17 protein-coding genes and 1 riboswitch are annotated in these 15066 nt (G+C 60.8%); of the genes, 1 reads left to right on the plus strand and 16 read right to left on the minus strand.

Annotated elements, in window-relative coordinates:
* Positions 1-32 precede the first annotated feature (32 nt).
* The 5 genes from trpC to hisI all read right to left on the minus strand — a co-directional run bounded on the left by trpC (position 33) and on the right by hisI (position 3984).
* Positions 33-863 carry an indole-3-glycerol phosphate synthase TrpC gene (gene trpC / locus AB0P14_RS09980; RefSeq protein ID WP_363841174.1) on the minus strand — a complete coding sequence of 277 codons (831 nt, stop codon included), beginning with the start codon at positions 861-863 and terminating at the stop codon, positions 33-35.
* A 2-nt stretch (positions 864-865) separates the two neighbouring features.
* Entirely contained in the window at positions 866-1141 is a 276-nt protein-coding gene (locus tag AB0P14_RS09985) for an HGxxPAAW family protein (RefSeq protein ID WP_363841176.1), read from the minus strand.
* Between the two features lie 98 nt (positions 1142-1239).
* Positions 1240-1866: a Trp biosynthesis-associated membrane protein gene (locus AB0P14_RS09990; protein WP_363841179.1), complete on the minus strand. Its 627-nt coding sequence runs from the start codon at positions 1864-1866 to the stop codon at positions 1240-1242.
* Complete coding sequence (locus AB0P14_RS09995) at positions 1863-3476, minus strand: anthranilate synthase component I (RefSeq protein ID WP_363841182.1); 1614 nt, start codon at positions 3474-3476, stop codon at positions 1863-1865. The genes AB0P14_RS09990 and AB0P14_RS09995 overlap by 4 nt, the downstream gene beginning before the upstream one ends.
* Before the next feature lie 136 nt (positions 3477-3612).
* Complete coding sequence (hisI, locus tag AB0P14_RS10000; RefSeq protein WP_363841437.1) at positions 3613-3984, minus strand: phosphoribosyl-AMP cyclohydrolase; 372 nt, start codon at positions 3982-3984, stop codon at positions 3613-3615.
* A 300-nt stretch (positions 3985-4284) separates the two neighbouring features.
* Between hisI and AB0P14_RS10005 the strand changes: the two genes are divergently transcribed.
* A complete protein-coding gene (locus AB0P14_RS10005; RefSeq protein WP_363841440.1) occupies positions 4285-4929 on the plus strand; it encodes a TIGR03085 family metal-binding protein in 645 nt (214 codons plus the stop codon).
* Positions 4930-5054: 125 nt separating this feature from the next.
* Here AB0P14_RS10005 and AB0P14_RS10010 read toward each other — a convergent pair whose 3' ends face one another.
* The 11 genes from AB0P14_RS10010 to rpe all read right to left on the minus strand — a co-directional run bounded on the left by AB0P14_RS10010 (position 5055) and on the right by rpe (position 15030).
* Positions 5055-6836 carry an ABC transporter ATP-binding protein gene (locus AB0P14_RS10010; protein ID WP_363841185.1) on the minus strand — a complete coding sequence of 594 codons (1782 nt, stop codon included), beginning with the start codon at positions 6834-6836 and terminating at the stop codon, positions 5055-5057.
* Positions 6837-7008: 172 nt separating this feature from the next.
* Positions 7009-7779: an imidazole glycerol phosphate synthase subunit HisF gene (gene hisF, locus AB0P14_RS10015; protein WP_363841188.1), complete on the minus strand. Its 771-nt coding sequence runs from the start codon at positions 7777-7779 to the stop codon at positions 7009-7011.
* 48 nt (positions 7780-7827) lie between these two features.
* Positions 7828-8673: an ATP phosphoribosyltransferase gene (gene hisG / locus AB0P14_RS10020; protein WP_363841191.1), complete on the minus strand. Its 846-nt coding sequence runs from the start codon at positions 8671-8673 to the stop codon at positions 7828-7830.
* A gap of 98 nt (positions 8674-8771) precedes the next feature.
* Positions 8772-9035, minus strand: a complete 264-nt coding sequence (locus AB0P14_RS10025) for a phosphoribosyl-ATP diphosphatase (RefSeq protein WP_315915692.1) — start codon at positions 9033-9035, stop codon at positions 8772-8774.
* A gap of 392 nt (positions 9036-9427) precedes the next feature.
* The gene (gene ribH / locus AB0P14_RS10030) at positions 9428-9916 is read right to left on the minus strand and encodes a 6,7-dimethyl-8-ribityllumazine synthase (RefSeq protein ID WP_363841194.1); all 489 of its coding nucleotides are present in this window, start codon (positions 9914-9916) and stop codon (positions 9428-9430) included.
* Positions 9913-10680, minus strand: a complete 768-nt coding sequence (locus AB0P14_RS10035; RefSeq protein ID WP_363841197.1) for a GTP cyclohydrolase II — start codon at positions 10678-10680, stop codon at positions 9913-9915. Before AB0P14_RS10035 ends, ribH begins: the two co-directional genes overlap by 4 nt.
* On the minus strand, positions 10673-11371 hold the full coding sequence (ribB, locus tag AB0P14_RS10040) for a 3,4-dihydroxy-2-butanone-4-phosphate synthase (protein ID WP_363841199.1): 699 nt from the start codon (positions 11369-11371) through the stop codon (positions 10673-10675). The genes AB0P14_RS10035 and ribB overlap by 8 nt, the downstream gene beginning before the upstream one ends.
* The gene (locus AB0P14_RS10045) at positions 11368-12036 is read right to left on the minus strand and encodes a riboflavin synthase (protein WP_363841202.1); all 669 of its coding nucleotides are present in this window, start codon (positions 12034-12036) and stop codon (positions 11368-11370) included. Before AB0P14_RS10045 ends, ribB begins: the two co-directional genes overlap by 4 nt.
* A 1-nt stretch (position 12037) precedes the next feature.
* Complete coding sequence (gene ribD, locus AB0P14_RS10050) at positions 12038-13183, minus strand: bifunctional diaminohydroxyphosphoribosylaminopyrimidine deaminase/5-amino-6-(5-phosphoribosylamino)uracil reductase RibD (RefSeq protein WP_363841205.1); 1146 nt, start codon at positions 13181-13183, stop codon at positions 12038-12040.
* Positions 13180-13944: a nicotinamide riboside transporter PnuC gene (gene pnuC / locus AB0P14_RS10055; RefSeq protein ID WP_363841208.1), complete on the minus strand. Its 765-nt coding sequence runs from the start codon at positions 13942-13944 to the stop codon at positions 13180-13182. Before pnuC ends, ribD begins: the two co-directional genes overlap by 4 nt.
* Positions 13945-14071: 127 nt before the next feature.
* A riboswitch (FMN riboswitch) is annotated at positions 14072-14217 on the minus strand.
* 138 nt (positions 14218-14355) lie between these two features.
* Entirely contained in the window at positions 14356-15030 is a 675-nt protein-coding gene (gene rpe / locus AB0P14_RS10060) for a ribulose-phosphate 3-epimerase (RefSeq protein ID WP_363841211.1), read from the minus strand.
* Positions 15031-15066 lie beyond the last annotated feature (36 nt).

Raw genomic sequence — 15066 nt, forward strand, 5'->3', positions numbered from 1 at the left:
GCGGGCCCGCCCTACACGGACGGGCCCGAATGCTAGCGGGTGCTGATGGCCTTGGCCCCAGCGGTTTTGAATTCGGTGATCCGCTCCCGTGGAGTGGAATCTGTTACGAGCGCCTCCCCCACCAGGATGGCGTTGGCACCGTTCTCTACGTAATGCACGACGTCGGCCACGTCACGCACGCCTGACTCGGCGACCACGATGGGCCCGTTCTCGATGTTCCCGGCAGGAATACCGCCAGATAACGCGGCGAAAACGCCGCGATCAACATCGAGAGTTTTGAGGTTGCGCACATTGATACCAATGATTTTGGCGTCAACGGCAACGGCGCGCTCAATTTCTTCGGCCGTGTGCGTTTCTACCACGGCGTTCATGCCCAGCTGGTGGGTCAGTGCCAAGTAGCTGCGCAGTTCCTCATCGCTCAAGGAAGCAACAATGAGCAGGACCAAGTCTGCGCCGTGGGCACGGGCCTCCCAGATCATGTACTCATCGCAGGTGAAGTCCTTGCGCAGCACCGGGATCTGCACGGCGGCGCGTACAGCATCTAGGTCAGCCAAGGAACCGCCGAAGCGGCGCTCCTCCGTCAAGACGCTAACGATGCTGGCACCGCCGGCTTGGTACATCGCCGCTAGAGCTGCCGGGTCGGCGATGCCGGCCAGATCGCCCTTGGAGGGACTGCGGCGTTTGACCTCGGAAATGACTTTCAGCTCCGGGCGCACGGCTAGATTGCCACCTAGGGCAGCCCAAGCGTCCAGTGCCGGAGCAACGTGCTTGACACGCTCCTGCAACTTCTCCAGGCTCACAAGCTCCTGGCGCGCACGGAGGTCTTCCCGGACACCGTCAATGATGTCCAGCAGAACACTCACTGCTAGTGGCCGTTGTTCTTCAGCTTGCTTCCACCAACACCGTAGCCGGCGGCCTTCAGGACCGGGCCCAGGATGACGCCAACAGCAATAATGCCAACGCCAATCCAGAACAGCATAGTGGCGCTCTCGCCAATCACGAAGGCGATGCAGCCAACGATCGTGCCAACGAGCATGACGGTGACGCTCGTCCAGGCTGCCGGGCTGTTGCCGTGGCCCAGCTCAATGCTGTGATCGATAGGCTCTTGCACGGTTACTGACGCAGCCGACTTGTTGCTCATGGTAAATCTCCCTATTTAACGCGGATACTAAAAATACATTCTGCCATTAGTTGCCCTTGGAATCCCAAAGCGGAACACCCCGTGGACTTGTGCCGTGACTAGGCCGTGGGGTCCTCGCCGCGACTGAGCCTGTCCCAGCTGTCAATCTCGTCAACCGGCTCGTCCGACTTTGCCGCGGAAGGACCCTTCGCAGCATCATATTTGGTGCGCACAACCCAGACCCGACCCAACCAGATCACCAACAACGACCCGATTGCCAGCAACGCAGCCGCAGCCGCAGCCAGTACGGGGAAGAGCGTGGCAGTGGCTTCTGAGGCCTGACCCTCAATCCCGGTTGCCGCACCCACTTCAGCCATGGCGGCGGTCACTGGATCTGCATAAATTCCTAGAGCCACAGCGATGACCCCCACCGCAGCGAGGAAAACCACTGTGGCTGCAATGATGCGGGCCACGCGCCCGGCAATGGTAGTGGCCAAGGCCCCAGCCAGTGCCACCAGAGCCAGCGCGGAGACAGCCACAGCCGCCTTGTTACCAGGAATGTCCAGATCTGTTGTGGCTACTTCGCCCGGGGCGATGGCCACATGGATCCAGGTTTGAGTGGTAGTGCCAAAGACGGCCAATGCCGCCACAATCATCAACAACACCAGCGTTGATTTACGCTTCCAGGCAGGCACCGTGACAGCGGTGGTGTGTGCCGTACCGGGCACGGGAAGTGAAGAACTCATAGTGTTTCCCCTGCTGCGTTTGCTGAGTTTGCTGATTTGGCTGAGTTTGCTGAATTGGTCTGCTGATCGCCGGGACGTTCGGCGAGGTCGCGTAAGGACGCTGCGGCATAGACGGCCCGCAGTGGCGCTGCTGCTTTATTGACTGTTTCCATGGCTTCGGTTTCATTCACGGAGTCCGCCACGATGCCACCGCCGGCTTGGACATACGCTTTGCCGCCGCGCAGCAAGGCGGAGCGGATAGCGATGGCCATGTCCATATCGCCAGCGAAGTCCAGGTAGCCGACAACACCACCGTAAACGCCGCGACGGATGGGTTCCAGTTCATCCAACAGGCTCAAAGCCCTCGGCTTCGGGGCACCGGACAGGGTGCCAGCCGGGAAGGTTGCGGCGAGAACATCGTAGGCGATCTTGTCCGGGCTCAAGGTGCCCACCACGGTGGAGACCAGATGCATGATGTGACTGAAACGCTCGATTTCCATGAACTGGGTGACATCCACGGTTCCAGGAACACAGACTTTGGAGAGGTCGTTGCGGGACAGATCCACCAGCATCAGGTGTTCGGAGCGTTCCTTTTCATCGGCCAGCAGATCCTTGGCCAACCACTTATCTTCTTCAGTGGTGGCACCGCGGGGCCGAGAACCGGCGATCGGGTGGGTGATGACTTCAGCACCCAAAACGCTGACGAGTGCTTCGGGGGAAGAACCCACGATGGAGTACGGTTCGCCGTTGGCATCTTCGAAGCTGAACAGGTACATGTACGGGCTGGGGTTGGTGTTGCGCAAAACCCGGTACACATCGAGGGCGCTGGCTTCGCAAACCATTTCAAAGCGGCGTGAGACCACTACTTGGAACACCTCGCCATCCACGATGGCTTCCTTGGCAAGGTCCAGAGCCTTCAGGTATTCGTTGCGATCCCATTGCTCTTCAACACTGTCGGCGAAGCTGGCGGCAGGCACCTCAACCACCGACATGGGCTGGGCAACAGGCTGACGTAGCTGGTCCACCATGGCATGGACCCGGGCTACAGCATCATGCCATGCACCGTCCACGTTTTCATCAGTGCCGTTGGCGTTGATGGCGTTAGCGATCAACAACACGGTGCCCTCATTGTTGTCGTGGACGGCCATGTCGGCAATCAAGTTCAGCGCAAGCTCCGGCAGCTTCAGATCATCCGGCGGCGGCGTGGGCAGCTTCTCCCAGTGCCGCACCGATTCCCAACCCACAAAGCCAACCAAGCCAGAAGTAAACGGCGGCAAGCCATCAAAACGCTCCGTGGCCAAAAGCTTCAGCGTCGCTTCCATGGCTGCCACAGGGTTCCCACTCAAGGGCACGCCTACGGGAGGGGTCCCCTGCCAGAACGCACCGCCGTCGTGCGTGGTCAACGTTGCGCTGGAGCGCACACCAATGAAGGAATAGCGGGACCAGACACCACCCACGGCTGCGGATTCCATCAAGAAGGTGCCGGGGGCCTCGGCGGCCAGTGCGCGGTAGAGGCCGATGGGCGTTTGCGCGTCGGCCAGGACCTTCAAATGGACGGGGATGACTCGGCGGGTGCGGGCCAGTTCACGAAATTCCGTCAGGGAGGGGCTGATGACACCTAGATCTTGCATGAAATGTTTGGCTTTCTTGACTCAGGCGGACGGCTGCAGCAATTTCTTGCTGGCGGTATGGACTAGGTGCGGTGGCTGATAGCTGACACCTGCCGGTTGTGGGCAGGAAGCGCTCAGCCACGGCTGCCGCTAGATACTAGCTGCGGTGACCGACGACGGCTTCGAGTTCACGGCCTTCAAAGCAGGTACGGGTGCCGGTATGGCAGGCTGCGCCGACTTGGTCGACGGTGATCAGGAGGGCGTCGCCGTCGCAGTCCAGGGCCACCGACTTCACGTATTGGAAGTGGCCGGAGGTATCGCCCTTGCGCCAATATTCTTGACGCGAGCGGGAGTAAAAGGTGACCCGGCCTGAGCTTAGGGTCCGGCGCAGGGCCTCGTTATCCATCCAGCCAAGCATCAACACTTCTTGGCTGTCGAATTGCTGAATGATGGCGGCAACCAGGCCAGCCCCATCATGCTTGAGTAAAGCGGCGACTGCTGCCGACAATTCTGCACCCTGCGCAGGCATGGGTGCGGCGGACGTGGACTGGGTATCTGGGCTTTGCTGCATCACAGCTAATTCTAGTGCCACAAACTCTTGACACGGGCCATTGACAGAGTCCGCGACGGCTCGGGCCAGAGCCCATGGCTAGATCGCGGCGACTACGGGTGGCCAGGAGTGACAACGGGCGGCTATCTGTGGGCTAGGGGTGAACCGGCAAACAATCCCGCTGGACCCGGTGGAGTTCACGGGAGTTCTTGGGGTACTTGCGCCTTGTCCTTGTGTCTTGGTGCCATCCGAGGCGAATACATGCTAATTTCACAAGTGATGCGATTTGTAGAACCATCCCGTGAAGTCCTTGCCGAGACCCTGCTGGCCGCCGGTCCGGGAGCACCCACGCTCTGTGAAGGATGGCTGACCCAGGACCTGGCCGCCCACCTTTACCTGCGCGAACATAATCCGCGCGTAGGCCTGGGCCTGATACTGAAGCCGTGGCGGAAGGCTTCAGAGAAGGCCGTTGCAGAGTTGGCTGCCGCGTCCGCCACTCCCGAGACCTTTGCTGCGCTCGTGGAGAAGTTCCGGGCAGGTCCGCCAAAGTTGTCACCCTTTGCCCTGAAATCGGTAGACCAGGCCGCGAACCTCACCGAATTCTTCATCCACACCGAAGATGTCCGCCGCGCCTCTGACCGCTGGGCACCACGGACCCTTGACGCCGCCTACTCCGGAGCACTCTGGGCAGAACTGCTCAAACGCGCAGCCATCATGTACCGCGGGGTGGACTTGGGAATTGTCTTGGTGAACCCGGAAGGCCCACGCCACGTGGCCAAACGCGCACCGGTTTCAGTGGCGATCATTGGCGACCCTGGCGAATTGCTCATGCATGCCAACGGCCGCACCGGCCAGGCCCTGGTCACCTTTGAGGGCCAGCCAGACGCCGTCGCACTGCTGCGCACGGCCGACGTCGGGCTCTAAGCTCCGAGCCCACCACTGACGCACGCTATCGCAGCAATGGCTGGTTTTAAGCCGTCGCTATCGCAGCAAAGGTGACTTTTTCGCGATCGCTATCGCACTGACTAATGTTCGCCGTTTACTGTCGCTCATTCATCGGTACTTCCGGCTTGGACCGCGTGGAGATGAGAGTAGCGTCCGCTGCGTGCGATGAGTTCCTCATGGGTGCCGATCTCAACAATCTGGCCATGTTCTAGGACGACGATGCGATCGGCTTGCCTGATGGTGGACAAGCGATGGGCCACGACCAGCGTGGTCCGTCCCTTCATCAACCGGCCCAGTGCTACCTTGACGAGTTGTTCCGATTCCGGGTCTAGCGCGCTGGTGGCCTCATCTAGGAGCAAGATGCGCGGGTCACGCACGAGCGCCCGCGCGATGGCCAGACGTTGGCGTTGCCCACCCGACAAACGAGCACCACGTTCTCCGACGATCGTGTGCCAGCCTTCTGGCTGCGACTGGACGAAATCCAGCACATTGGCGTCTTGCAGTGCCAAACGGATACGTTCGTCGTCGAGATGCGGGAGGCCGTAAGCAATATTCTCGCGGATGGTGCCCTCGAACAGCACAGAATCCTGCGGGACCACCGAAACGAAGCGACGCACTGTTCGCAGGTCCAGAAGCTGCATATCAACACCATCTAGCAAGATCCGCCCGCTGGTGGGGCGCACAAATCCCAACACCAAATTCAGCAGTGTCGACTTGCCGGAACCGGATGAGCCTACGAACGCGACTGTTTCCCCCGCGCGAATATCCAGATCAAGTTTGTGAACCGCGTCGACCTCGGAGTCCGTATAGCGCTGACTCACCCCATCTAATCGCATGTTCCCAACGACCTTTTCAACGGCCTGTTTGCCCTCGTTCTGCTCAATATCCGGGTCTTGAAGGACCTCGGCGATGGAGCGCACTGACTCCAGCCCGCGCGCACCGACCGGAATCAGCATGAGGAGTTGAGTCAATCCCTGTGTCAGCAAGGCGAAGTAGCTCGAGAGCATCACCACCTCACCCGCAGTGATCGGAAGAAATCCGGTGAGCGAGAATACCGCGGCCAGCATCAGGCAACCCACCCCGAGCAATTGCATGGTTACCCAGGAGATCGAGGCTACGTGCCCGTTGAGCATGTCAAGGTGCAGGCCGGCACGTCGCACACCGGCGGCACTGCTGGAAACACGGGTCACCGCCGTCTTTTCGAGACCGTGGGCCCTTGTCACGGGGATCAGTGAAGCCATCTCGCCAACTCGCGCCGCGAAGCCCTCGATCTCCATGCGGAAATTCTCATTGCGTGAACGTGATCGATTGCGCATGCCAAAGCGGATACCGATGGCGATAGGTACCGTGAGTGCGTAGACAGGTAGGAATTGGGGCACGGCAATGGCCGTCATCGTGATGGCGCCGCCCATGACCATGACCGCCGACAGTAGCGGGTGGGTCACCTGCTGGAGCATCAACTCAACATTTTCGACATCGCGCACCACCTTGGTCTGCACAATCGACGAGTTCACCCGGGTGTGATAACCGATCGACAAACTCTGCAGCCGGGCAGCCAAATCGTTTCGAAGCACAGAACCGGTGTCGCGCACCACCGTCATGAAATTCCGAGTGTAAATAATGTGGTTGGGGTAATTCTGGATCAGCAGTACCGCAGCCAGAAGACTCCACCACAGCACCGATTCAACCGGTCCGCCAACCGTGACAATGTCAATAATCGCCGCCGTGATGACCGGCAAAAACCACAACGGGATTTCCTTCAGCGCAAAGGCAAACACAGCAACGCCCATCCGCTTTGGTCGACGCAGCAGGAGCCGGAGGACAGATCGAATCGGACGGGCTCCGTCAACGACAGAGATCGGCTGGGAAAGCGCTTTCATTGGCATAGGGATAACTGTAGCAAGAGCCTGCCACGTTGCCGCTGTGCACGCACTTTAGGCACGAAACTATGGAGACATAGCCGTCACCCATCCGCAGAAAACTCACCAAAGCACTAAGGGGCTCACGTCGTTTACGACATGAGCCCCTTAGTAGCTGGCGGTGTTAGAGAACTGCGTACTAGCGGACCTCGTACCCGGCGTCGCGGATGGCCTTCTTGACGTCGGCGATAGCGCTGTCGGGTCCGAAGTGGAACACTGAGGCAGCCAGCACGGCGTTGGCACCGGCCGCAACGGCCGGCGGGAAGTGCTCGGGCTTGCCTGCACCACCGGAAGCGATGATGGGGATGTGCACGGCGGCGCGGACCAAACGGATCAGCTCCAAATCGAAGCCGTCCTTGGTGCCATCGGCGTCGATCGAGTTCAGCAGGATCTCCCCCACACCCCGATCGGCAGCCTCCTTGGCCCACTCAATCGCATCCATGCCGGTGCCCTTGCGCCCACCATGGGTGGTCACTTCAAAGCCCGACGGCGTAATCCCACCCTGGGTGCGGCGCGCGTCAACGCTCAGCACCAGAACCTGTGAACCGAAGCGGTGAGTGATCTCATCAATAACGGCCGGACGGGCAATGGCTGCCGTGTTGATGGAGGCCTTGTCCGCACCGTAGCGCAGGAGCTTATCGACGTCGGACACCTCGCGGACACCGCCACCCACCGTCAAGGGGATGAAGATCTGCTCGGCGGCGCGAGAGACCACATCAAAGGTGGTCTCCCTATTGCCGGAGGAGGCGGTGACGTCAAGGAACGTCAGCTCATCTGCCCCAGCGCGGTCGTACCGCTGTGCGAGCTCAACGGGATCTCCGGCGTCGCGCAGGTTCTGGAACTTAACGCCCTTGACCACGCGGCCGGCGTCGACGTCCAGGCAAGGAATGACTCGGATGGCAACACTCATGGCATGTACCTTCTTTGAATGAAGTTGTGGGACGGCTCTGGGATTGGGTTAGATCCGGCAGGCGTGGATGTTGCTGACCAGGATGGCGCGGGCGCCAAGGTCGTAGAGTTCGTCCATGATGCGGTTGGTGTCCTTGGCCAGAACCATGGAGCGCACGGCCACCCAGTCGGTGTCGCGCAAGGGCGATACGGTGGGTGATTCCAGGCCGGGAGTCAGTGCCGTGGCGCGGTCTAGGACCGTCTTGGGGGCATCGTAGTCAAGGAGCACATACTGGCGCGCAACCAGAACGCTGTGCAGGCGACGGATCAAAACTTCTAGGCCGGGAGGCGGGGTTACGCCGCGGCGGCCAATGAGCAGCGCCTCGGAGTTCAGGATGGGCTCGCCAAAGATTTCCATGCCAGCGGCCCGGAGGGTGCTGCCGGTTTCTACGACATCAGCAATGGCATCAGCCACGCCCAAGCGAACCGAGGATTCCACGGCGCCATCGAGGCGGACCACCGAGGCGTTGATGCCTAGTTCTGCCAGGTATTCACGCAGCAAGCCATCGTAACTGGTGGCCAGGCGCTTGCCCTCAAGTTCGGCGGCGCTGGAGAAGTGGCCCACGGGACCGGCAAAGCGGAAGGTGGAGCGGGCGAACCCTAAGGGCAGCAGTTCCTCGGCATCAACCTGTGCGTCCATGAGCAGGTCGCGGCCGGTGATGCCAACATCCAGGGTGCCTGCGCCAACGTAAACGGCAATATCGCGGGGACGGAGGAAGAAGAATTCAACATTGTTCTCGGGGTCAACCATGACCAGTTCGCGGGAATCGCGGCGCTGACGGTAGCCAGCCTCCGCCAACATCGCTGAAGCAGCTTCGGACAGGGCACCCTTGTTGGGGACGGCAACACGCAGCATGGAGATCAATTCTTTCAGGTAGGTAAAAGCGAAAAGGTTGTTGGCACTGATTTCAAGTGCTTCATTCAGGGGTCAGTTCAAGCAGCCACGGGATGTGGCTAGAGATGCTTGTAAACGTCCTGAAGGGTCAACCCTTTAGCGATCATCATGACCTGCAGGTGGTAGAACAGCTGGGAAATCTCCTCGGCGCAGGCTTCTTCCGATTCATACTCGGCAGCCATCCACACCTCGGCGGCTTCCTCAACCACTTTCTTGCCGATACCGTGGACGCCGGAATCAAGTTCGGCGACGGTACGGGAGCCAGCGGGCCGGGCTGCGGCTTTCGCACTGAGCTCATCAAAAAGAGATTCGAAGGTCTTCACGCAGTCCACCTTACTGGGTTTGGCTCATGATCGCGGATTCTGAGACGCCCAGCGTCCAGCATGCGGACAACCTGAAGGCGGTTGCGTCCGTCAACGAGCGGCTGCGGGCGCCTCTTTCATCGCTTATGCGCAAAACTCCCGCTAGGTCCAGCGCATAAACGCTTCGGCGAAGAACCCAGACCCAGTCCAGCGCATAATGGCACGGAGCTGGCCAGCCATGGCAGCCACTCTCACTCATGCGCCGAACTTTTGGCAGGTTCGGCGCATAAACGTTTCTGCGGATTGCCGCACTGAAGCTGCGTACCGTTATGTGACAACGGTGCGTAGCTCCAAGAGTGGCGCACCGTTCGAACGTAACCGGACGCAGCTTCAAAGTGCGCGCGAGTACCTAGTTAAACTCCCAAACCGGCCAGCGTCAGCGCGGTGGCCAGGGCAGCCGTGACGGCTTCGTGGCCCTTGTCCTCCACTGAACCCGGCAACCCTGCACGGGCAAGACCCTGTTCCTCGGTATCGCAGGTCAATACGCCGAAGCCCACCGGCACGCCCGTGCGAACACTGACGTCGGTGAGGCCCATGGTCGCGGCCTGGCACACGTAGTCGAAGTGCGGCGTGCCACCACGGATCACCACGCCCAAGGCCACCACCGCGTCAAACTTCGGCGCCAGCCGCGCCGCCGCAACGGGCAGTTCGAAGGCACCGGGAACCCGCACCACCACAGGGTTGTCAATGCCGGCGTCGGCTGCACCACGCAGGGCACCTGCCAACAAGCCGTCCATGATTTCCGTGTGCCAGCTGGCGGCAACGATGGCTAGCTGCAGCCCCGCCGCCCGTGATTTTTCTGCCGGGTCAAATCCAATAACAGGTGCTCCATGGCCGCTCATACTGTGTGTCCTTCCGTTGTATCACTGACGTTGTGGGTAGCTGCTGTGCCATTCTGCTCGAAGGCGTCATCGAGCGTTAGTGCGTGGTGCATGCGGTCGCGCTTGGTCACCAAGTAGCGGAGGTTTTCGCTGCGGGCGGGGATTATTGCCGGCACCATGGCCACTACCTCGATGCCCCGGCTGGCAAGATCAGCTTCCTTCAGCGGGTTGTTGCTCAGCAGCGCAATGCGGGTGAGCCCTAGCGCCGTCAAGATGCCCGCCGCAGCTGAGTAGTCGCGTGCGTCAACGGGCAGACCCAGCTGTTCGTTGGCTTCCACCGTATCGGCGCCGGATTCTTGCAGACTGTACGCGCGGATCTTGTTTGCGAGCCCGATCCCCCGCCCCTCATGTCCGCGCAGGTACACCAGGGTGCCGCCGCGCCGATGAATTTCTTCTAAAGCGTGGTCCAGCTGTTCTCCGCAATCGCAGCGATAGGAACCAAAGACGTCGCCCGTGAGACATTCCGAGTGCAGCCGCACCAGAGGTACGACGGCGTCTGCCGGACCCGTGTTGTTTGCCTCACCTGACACTGGCTCACCTGAAGCTGGCTCACCTGGCGTCAGGCCACCGACCGAGGCCTCACCTGAATTTAATTCGCACGGGGCACTGAGACTCAGGTGCTCGGCACCCGTGCCCGCATCAATCCAAGCCTGAACGGAGAACGTGCCAAAGCGGGTGGGCAGGGCCACCACTGGCCCACCGGTGACGATGCATTCCTCAGACATGATCGCCCTCGGATGTGTTGAGAGCGGCACTGTTGAGAGCTGCGGTGTTCAGCGCGCCCGCCCCGAGGGCCCCGGCGTCCTGCTCGGCCAAATAGGCCACGAGGTCTGCAATGGAAATCAGCACCAGAGAGTGGTCATATGCAAATTCTCGCAACCCTTCCAAACGAACCATTTCGCCAAGGTCATCCACCACTTCGGCGATAACGCCCACGGGCTCGCACCCTGCTAGTTTGCACAGTTCCACAGCAGCTTCGGTATGCCCGGGACGTTGACGCACTCCCCCAGCTACGGAGCGCAGCGGGAAAATATGCCCAGGACGTGTGATGGATGCGGCCGTTGACGACGGGTCAGCCAAGACGCGCGCAGTCAGTGACCTGTCGGTGGCACTGATACCAGTCGACATGCCCAACGCTGCATCGCAGCTGACGGTGTAAGCAGTGCCTTTGGCGTCCTGATTGACCGCCACCATGGGCGGCAGCGCTAGGCGATCGGCATGGCTGTCGTCCATGGGAATGCAGATGACTCCGGAGGTGTAGCGAATGGTCCAGCCCATGAGGGCCGGGGTGCTGTGCTGGGCGGCGAAAATAATGTCGCCTTCGTTCTCGCGGTCCTCGTCATCAACCACCACCACTGCTTCACCGCGGGCCATCGCAGCAATGGCTAGCGGGATCGGATCCAAGATGGTGCTCATGACGAGCCGTCTGTCACGGTTGGCGCCTGGGTCGGCGTCGGCGCCGGAGAAACGCTCTGGAATTCCAGTAACCGAGCCGTGTACTTGGCCAGCACGTCAACTTCCAGGTTGACAGCGCCACCAGGCACTTTCTCGCCCAAACCGGTATTAGCCAAGGTGACCGGAATCAGCCCCACTTCAAACCACTGTTCGGACTCGGCGGCCGGGCTCACAGCCGTCACAGTCAAAGAAACTCCATCAATAGCAATGGAGCCCTTTTCGGCGACATAACGGGAAAGCTCGGTCGGAATTGAGAAACGCAGACGCTCCCAGTTGCCGAGGTTTTCGCGCTCCAGCAATGCACCGGTGCCATCCACATGGCCCTGGACCACATGGCCGTCCAGCCGTCCGCCAGCAGGCACGCAGCGTTCGAGGTTGACCACATCCCCGCTAACAAGGGAACCGGTTGTGGTGCGTGTGAGCGTTTCGCCCATGACATCCATCTCGATGGTGTCCCCCACCAGCCGGGTGGCGGTCAGGCACACTCCATTGACGGCGAGGGAGCCGCCCAGTTCCAGACCGTCCAGCTGCGCGCCGGCTTCGAGAACCAGTACGGCGCTGCCGGATTCAGGAGCGCCCTGCAAGGCGAGGACTGTGCCTCGGCCAGCAATAATTCCAGTAAACATCTCAGCTTCCTTGCTCGCTGGCGGGCACCTTGGCCGGCATCAGCGTCAATTTCAAGTCCGGACCCAGGAGTTCCACGGGGCCGGTTGTGGTGGCATCCCATTCCCAGCGCTGCGCCTGCTCCAGCGTGCCGACACCCAGATCGGTGAGGGCAGGAATGCCTGAACCCAGGAGGGTTGGTGCCAGATAAACGACCAGTTCATCCACCAGCCCTTGGGCAAGGAACGCGGCGTTGATGAGCGCGCCTCCCTCAATCATGAGGTGGCCCACCCCGCGTCCGTGGAGTTCACGCACGACGGCGGCCGGATCGTGAGTGTGCAGGGCCAGAAAGTCATCATCACCCAGGCGGTCCGGGCTGCTTGGGGTGCCAGAGGCGCCCCTCACCGCGGCGTCGGCCGGGATTTCACGCATACCCATGACCACTCGCAGCGGCTGTTGTGCCGCGTCCGAACCATCAGCTGCGCGTGCCGTGAGGCGCGGGTTATCTGCCATGACGGTTCCGGTGCCCACCACAATGGCGTCAACCCGGGCCCGCAATTCGTGCGAGTCCTGGCGTGATGCCTGCGAGGTGATCCACTGGCTCGTGCCATCAACGGCGGCGATCCGGCCGTCAACTGTCTGGGCCAACCGAGCCGTAATGAACGGTCGGTTTTCGCGGACAGCCACGAACCAGCGGCGATTGAGGTCTTCCGCTTCGGCGGCCATGAGGCCCATGCGCACGTTGATGCCTTCGTTACGGAGGATCTGCGCCCCTCCGGCGGCCGGTATGTGTGGGTCCGCAACGGCGTAAACAACGTTGCCAATCCCGGCATCCAAAATGGCTTGAGTGCAGGGGCCCGTGCGGCCCACATGGCTGCACGGCTCAAGGGTCACAATGAGTGTGGCAGCAGAGAGGTCGCGCTTGACTCCGGTGCCCAACAAACGGTTAATGACATCCGCTTCGGCGTGGGGCGATCCAGCACCCTTGTGATAGCCAATGGCCAGGAATGTTCCGTCGGAGTCAATGATGACAGCACCCACCAACGGGTTTGAGCTGCGCACACCCTGACGGGCTGCAGAGAGAGCAGTTTCCATGCCCAACGTCTCGGCTGAGGTGAAGTACTCGGGCTCGTTCTTGAAGGAATCATCGTCGATGGTGTCAAAGATCATTTTTTGGCCTCTCTGTTGCTCACAGTGTTGCTCGCTGTGTTGCTCACGGTTATGTCAGGGAACGTTGCGTCAACTGACACCTGCCGGGCTTGGGCATCTGCGTTGCGCCGCACCCCCCACCATACGAAGAAACCGGCCAAAGTAAATGCACCATAGAAGACATACATGAAGGCCGAGGCGTAATATCCGGCGCTGAACAGCAGCGGCACACCCACCAAGTCCACCGCGACCCAAATCAGCCAGAACTCGACCCAGCCTTTGGCCATGCCGTAGGTAGCGAGGAGGGAGCCCATGAAGATCCAGGCGTCGGCCCAGACCGGTTCGTAGGATCCCAGCGCAGTGAAGATAGGTGTGAGAATGGCAGTTCCGCCCACCATGGCAGCCACCAAGAGCCACCGTACCCGGGCCCCAGCCCAGCGGGGCTCAACGGCTTCGCCTACGTGAGTGCCGGCGTCTTTCTTCTGGTGGCGGGTCTGATTCCAGCGCTGCCAGCCGTAAATGGAGACGGCGATGAACATGATTTGGCGTCCGGCCTGGCCCAGCAGGTTCACGTGGTCGGGCGATCCGAAGACCGAGCCCATGAAGACGGTGAAGAGCAGCAGGTTGCCGATGATGCCCACCGGCCAGGCCCAGATTTTACGGCGCATACCGCCGAGGGCGCTGGCGAGCCCAAAAAGATTGCCTATGACTTCGCGCCAGAGGAGGAATCCGCCGTCGGCGAATTCTAGTTTGGCGTCAAAGAGCCATCGCAGAAAGTCCATCGTTACCTTGCCCTTTCGAGACCGCGATGGCTCCGGGGGTAACGTACAGAAAAGGCGCAGGGTGCAGGAATAGTGGCGGATTTTTGGCTTACTTCCACCACACCCCTGACCTGACGGTCAAGACTGTATCGTGCTTCTCCCATCCAGACTTTAACTGTCGGTTCCGGAATTTCACCAGATCAACCGTGCGCTGCGTGGCTGTTTCCAGCTGGCTGCGCGCGGGTCGCGGACTATAACCGCCGGTTCGGAATTACACCGACCCCGGAGCACGTGATACTGCATTTGCGCACCCGCGGTTGCGGGCGACTTTTTTCTTATTATGACACCTTTTATGGTGCCAAGCTTCATGTTGTTACAAGTTGGGACGATCCGGGTTTATTCCGGCACGCCCGAACATGTTTTAGCAGAGGGTTAGCCGAAGGCCAGTTGGCCCTTGGCGCGCAGGGATTCAATGGCTTCGGCAGGTGATGCCTTGCCGTAGACGGCGGAGCCGGCCACGAATACGTTGGCGCCGGCTTCGGCCGCACGGGTGATGGTTTCCTCGGTGATGCCGCCGTCAACCTGGATGGCGACGTTGACGCCACTGCCCTCAATGGCCGCACGGGCGCGCCGAATCTTGGGCAGCGTCACGTCCAAAAATGCCTGTCCACCAAAGCCCGGCTCCACCGTCATGATCAGCAACATGTCCAGCTCTTCGAGCATGTCCAGATAAGGTTCGACGGCGGTTGCCGGGCGCAGCGCCATGCCCGCCTTCGCGCCCCTGGCACGCAGTTCCCGAGCCAGTTTGATGGGGGCGTCGGAGGCTTCCACGTGGAAGGTCACCGAGGCTAGACCCGCGTCTGCATAAAGCGGCGCCCAGCGGTCCACGTCGGCGATCATCAGGTGCGCGTCCAAGGGAATGGGGCTGACCTGCTGAATGCGTTCCACAACGGGCAACCCGATGGTCAGGTTAGGCACAAAACGGTTATCCATGACGTCCACGTGGACGGCGTCGGCGTTGGAAATCCGGGCAAGTTCGGCTTGCAGATTCACAAAGTCGGCGGAGAGGATGCTGGGGTTGATGCAGCAGGCAAGGGGTGCGCTCACGAAAGTTACCTCATCTATTGTGCGGGGATTGTTGGG

The sequence above is a fragment of the Specibacter sp. NPDC078709 genome, assembly GCF_040686795.1.
Classification (GTDB): Bacteria; Actinomycetota; Actinomycetes; order Actinomycetales; family Micrococcaceae; genus Specibacter.

Bases quoted from the DNA above. Each gene is read 5' to 3' on its own strand.
- AB0P14_RS10045 (WP_363841202.1), bottom strand. From the start codon at position 12,036: ATGTTTACTGGAATTATTGCTGGCCGAGGCACAGTCCTCGCCTTGCAG.
- AB0P14_RS09990 (WP_363841179.1), bottom strand. From the start codon at position 1,866: ATGAGTTCTTCACTTCCCGTGCCCGGTACGGCACACACCACCGCTGTC.
- hisF (WP_363841188.1), bottom strand. From the start codon at position 7,779: ATGAGTGTTGCCATCCGAGTCATTCCTTGCCTGGACGTCGACGCCGGC.
- hisI (WP_363841437.1), bottom strand. From the start codon at position 3,984: ATGCCTGCGCAGGGTGCAGAATTGTCGGCAGCAGTCGCCGCTTTACTC.
- hisG (WP_363841191.1), bottom strand. From the start codon at position 8,673: ATGCTGCGTGTTGCCGTCCCCAACAAGGGTGCCCTGTCCGAAGCTGCT.
- AB0P14_RS10035 (WP_363841197.1), bottom strand. From the start codon at position 10,680: ATGTCTGAGGAATGCATCGTCACCGGTGGGCCAGTGGTGGCCCTGCCC.
- AB0P14_RS09995 (WP_363841182.1), bottom strand. From the start codon at position 3,476: ATGCAAGATCTAGGTGTCATCAGCCCCTCCCTGACGGAATTTCGTGAA.
- AB0P14_RS09985 (WP_363841176.1), bottom strand. From the start codon at position 1,141: ATGAGCAACAAGTCGGCTGCGTCAGTAACCGTGCAAGAGCCTATCGAT.
- AB0P14_RS10010 (WP_363841185.1), bottom strand. From the start codon at position 6,836: ATGCCAATGAAAGCGCTTTCCCAGCCGATCTCTGTCGTTGACGGAGCC.
- ribD (WP_363841205.1), bottom strand. From the start codon at position 13,183: ATGATCTTTGACACCATCGACGATGATTCCTTCAAGAACGAGCCCGAG.
- AB0P14_RS10005 (WP_363841440.1), top strand. From the start codon at position 4,285: ATGCGATTTGTAGAACCATCCCGTGAAGTCCTTGCCGAGACCCTGCTG.
- ribB (WP_363841199.1), bottom strand. From the start codon at position 11,371: ATGAGCACCATCTTGGATCCGATCCCGCTAGCCATTGCTGCGATGGCC.
- ribH (WP_363841194.1), bottom strand. From the start codon at position 9,916: ATGAGCGGCCATGGAGCACCTGTTATTGGATTTGACCCGGCAGAAAAA.
- pnuC (WP_363841208.1), bottom strand. From the start codon at position 13,944: ATGGACTTTCTGCGATGGCTCTTTGACGCCAAACTAGAATTCGCCGAC.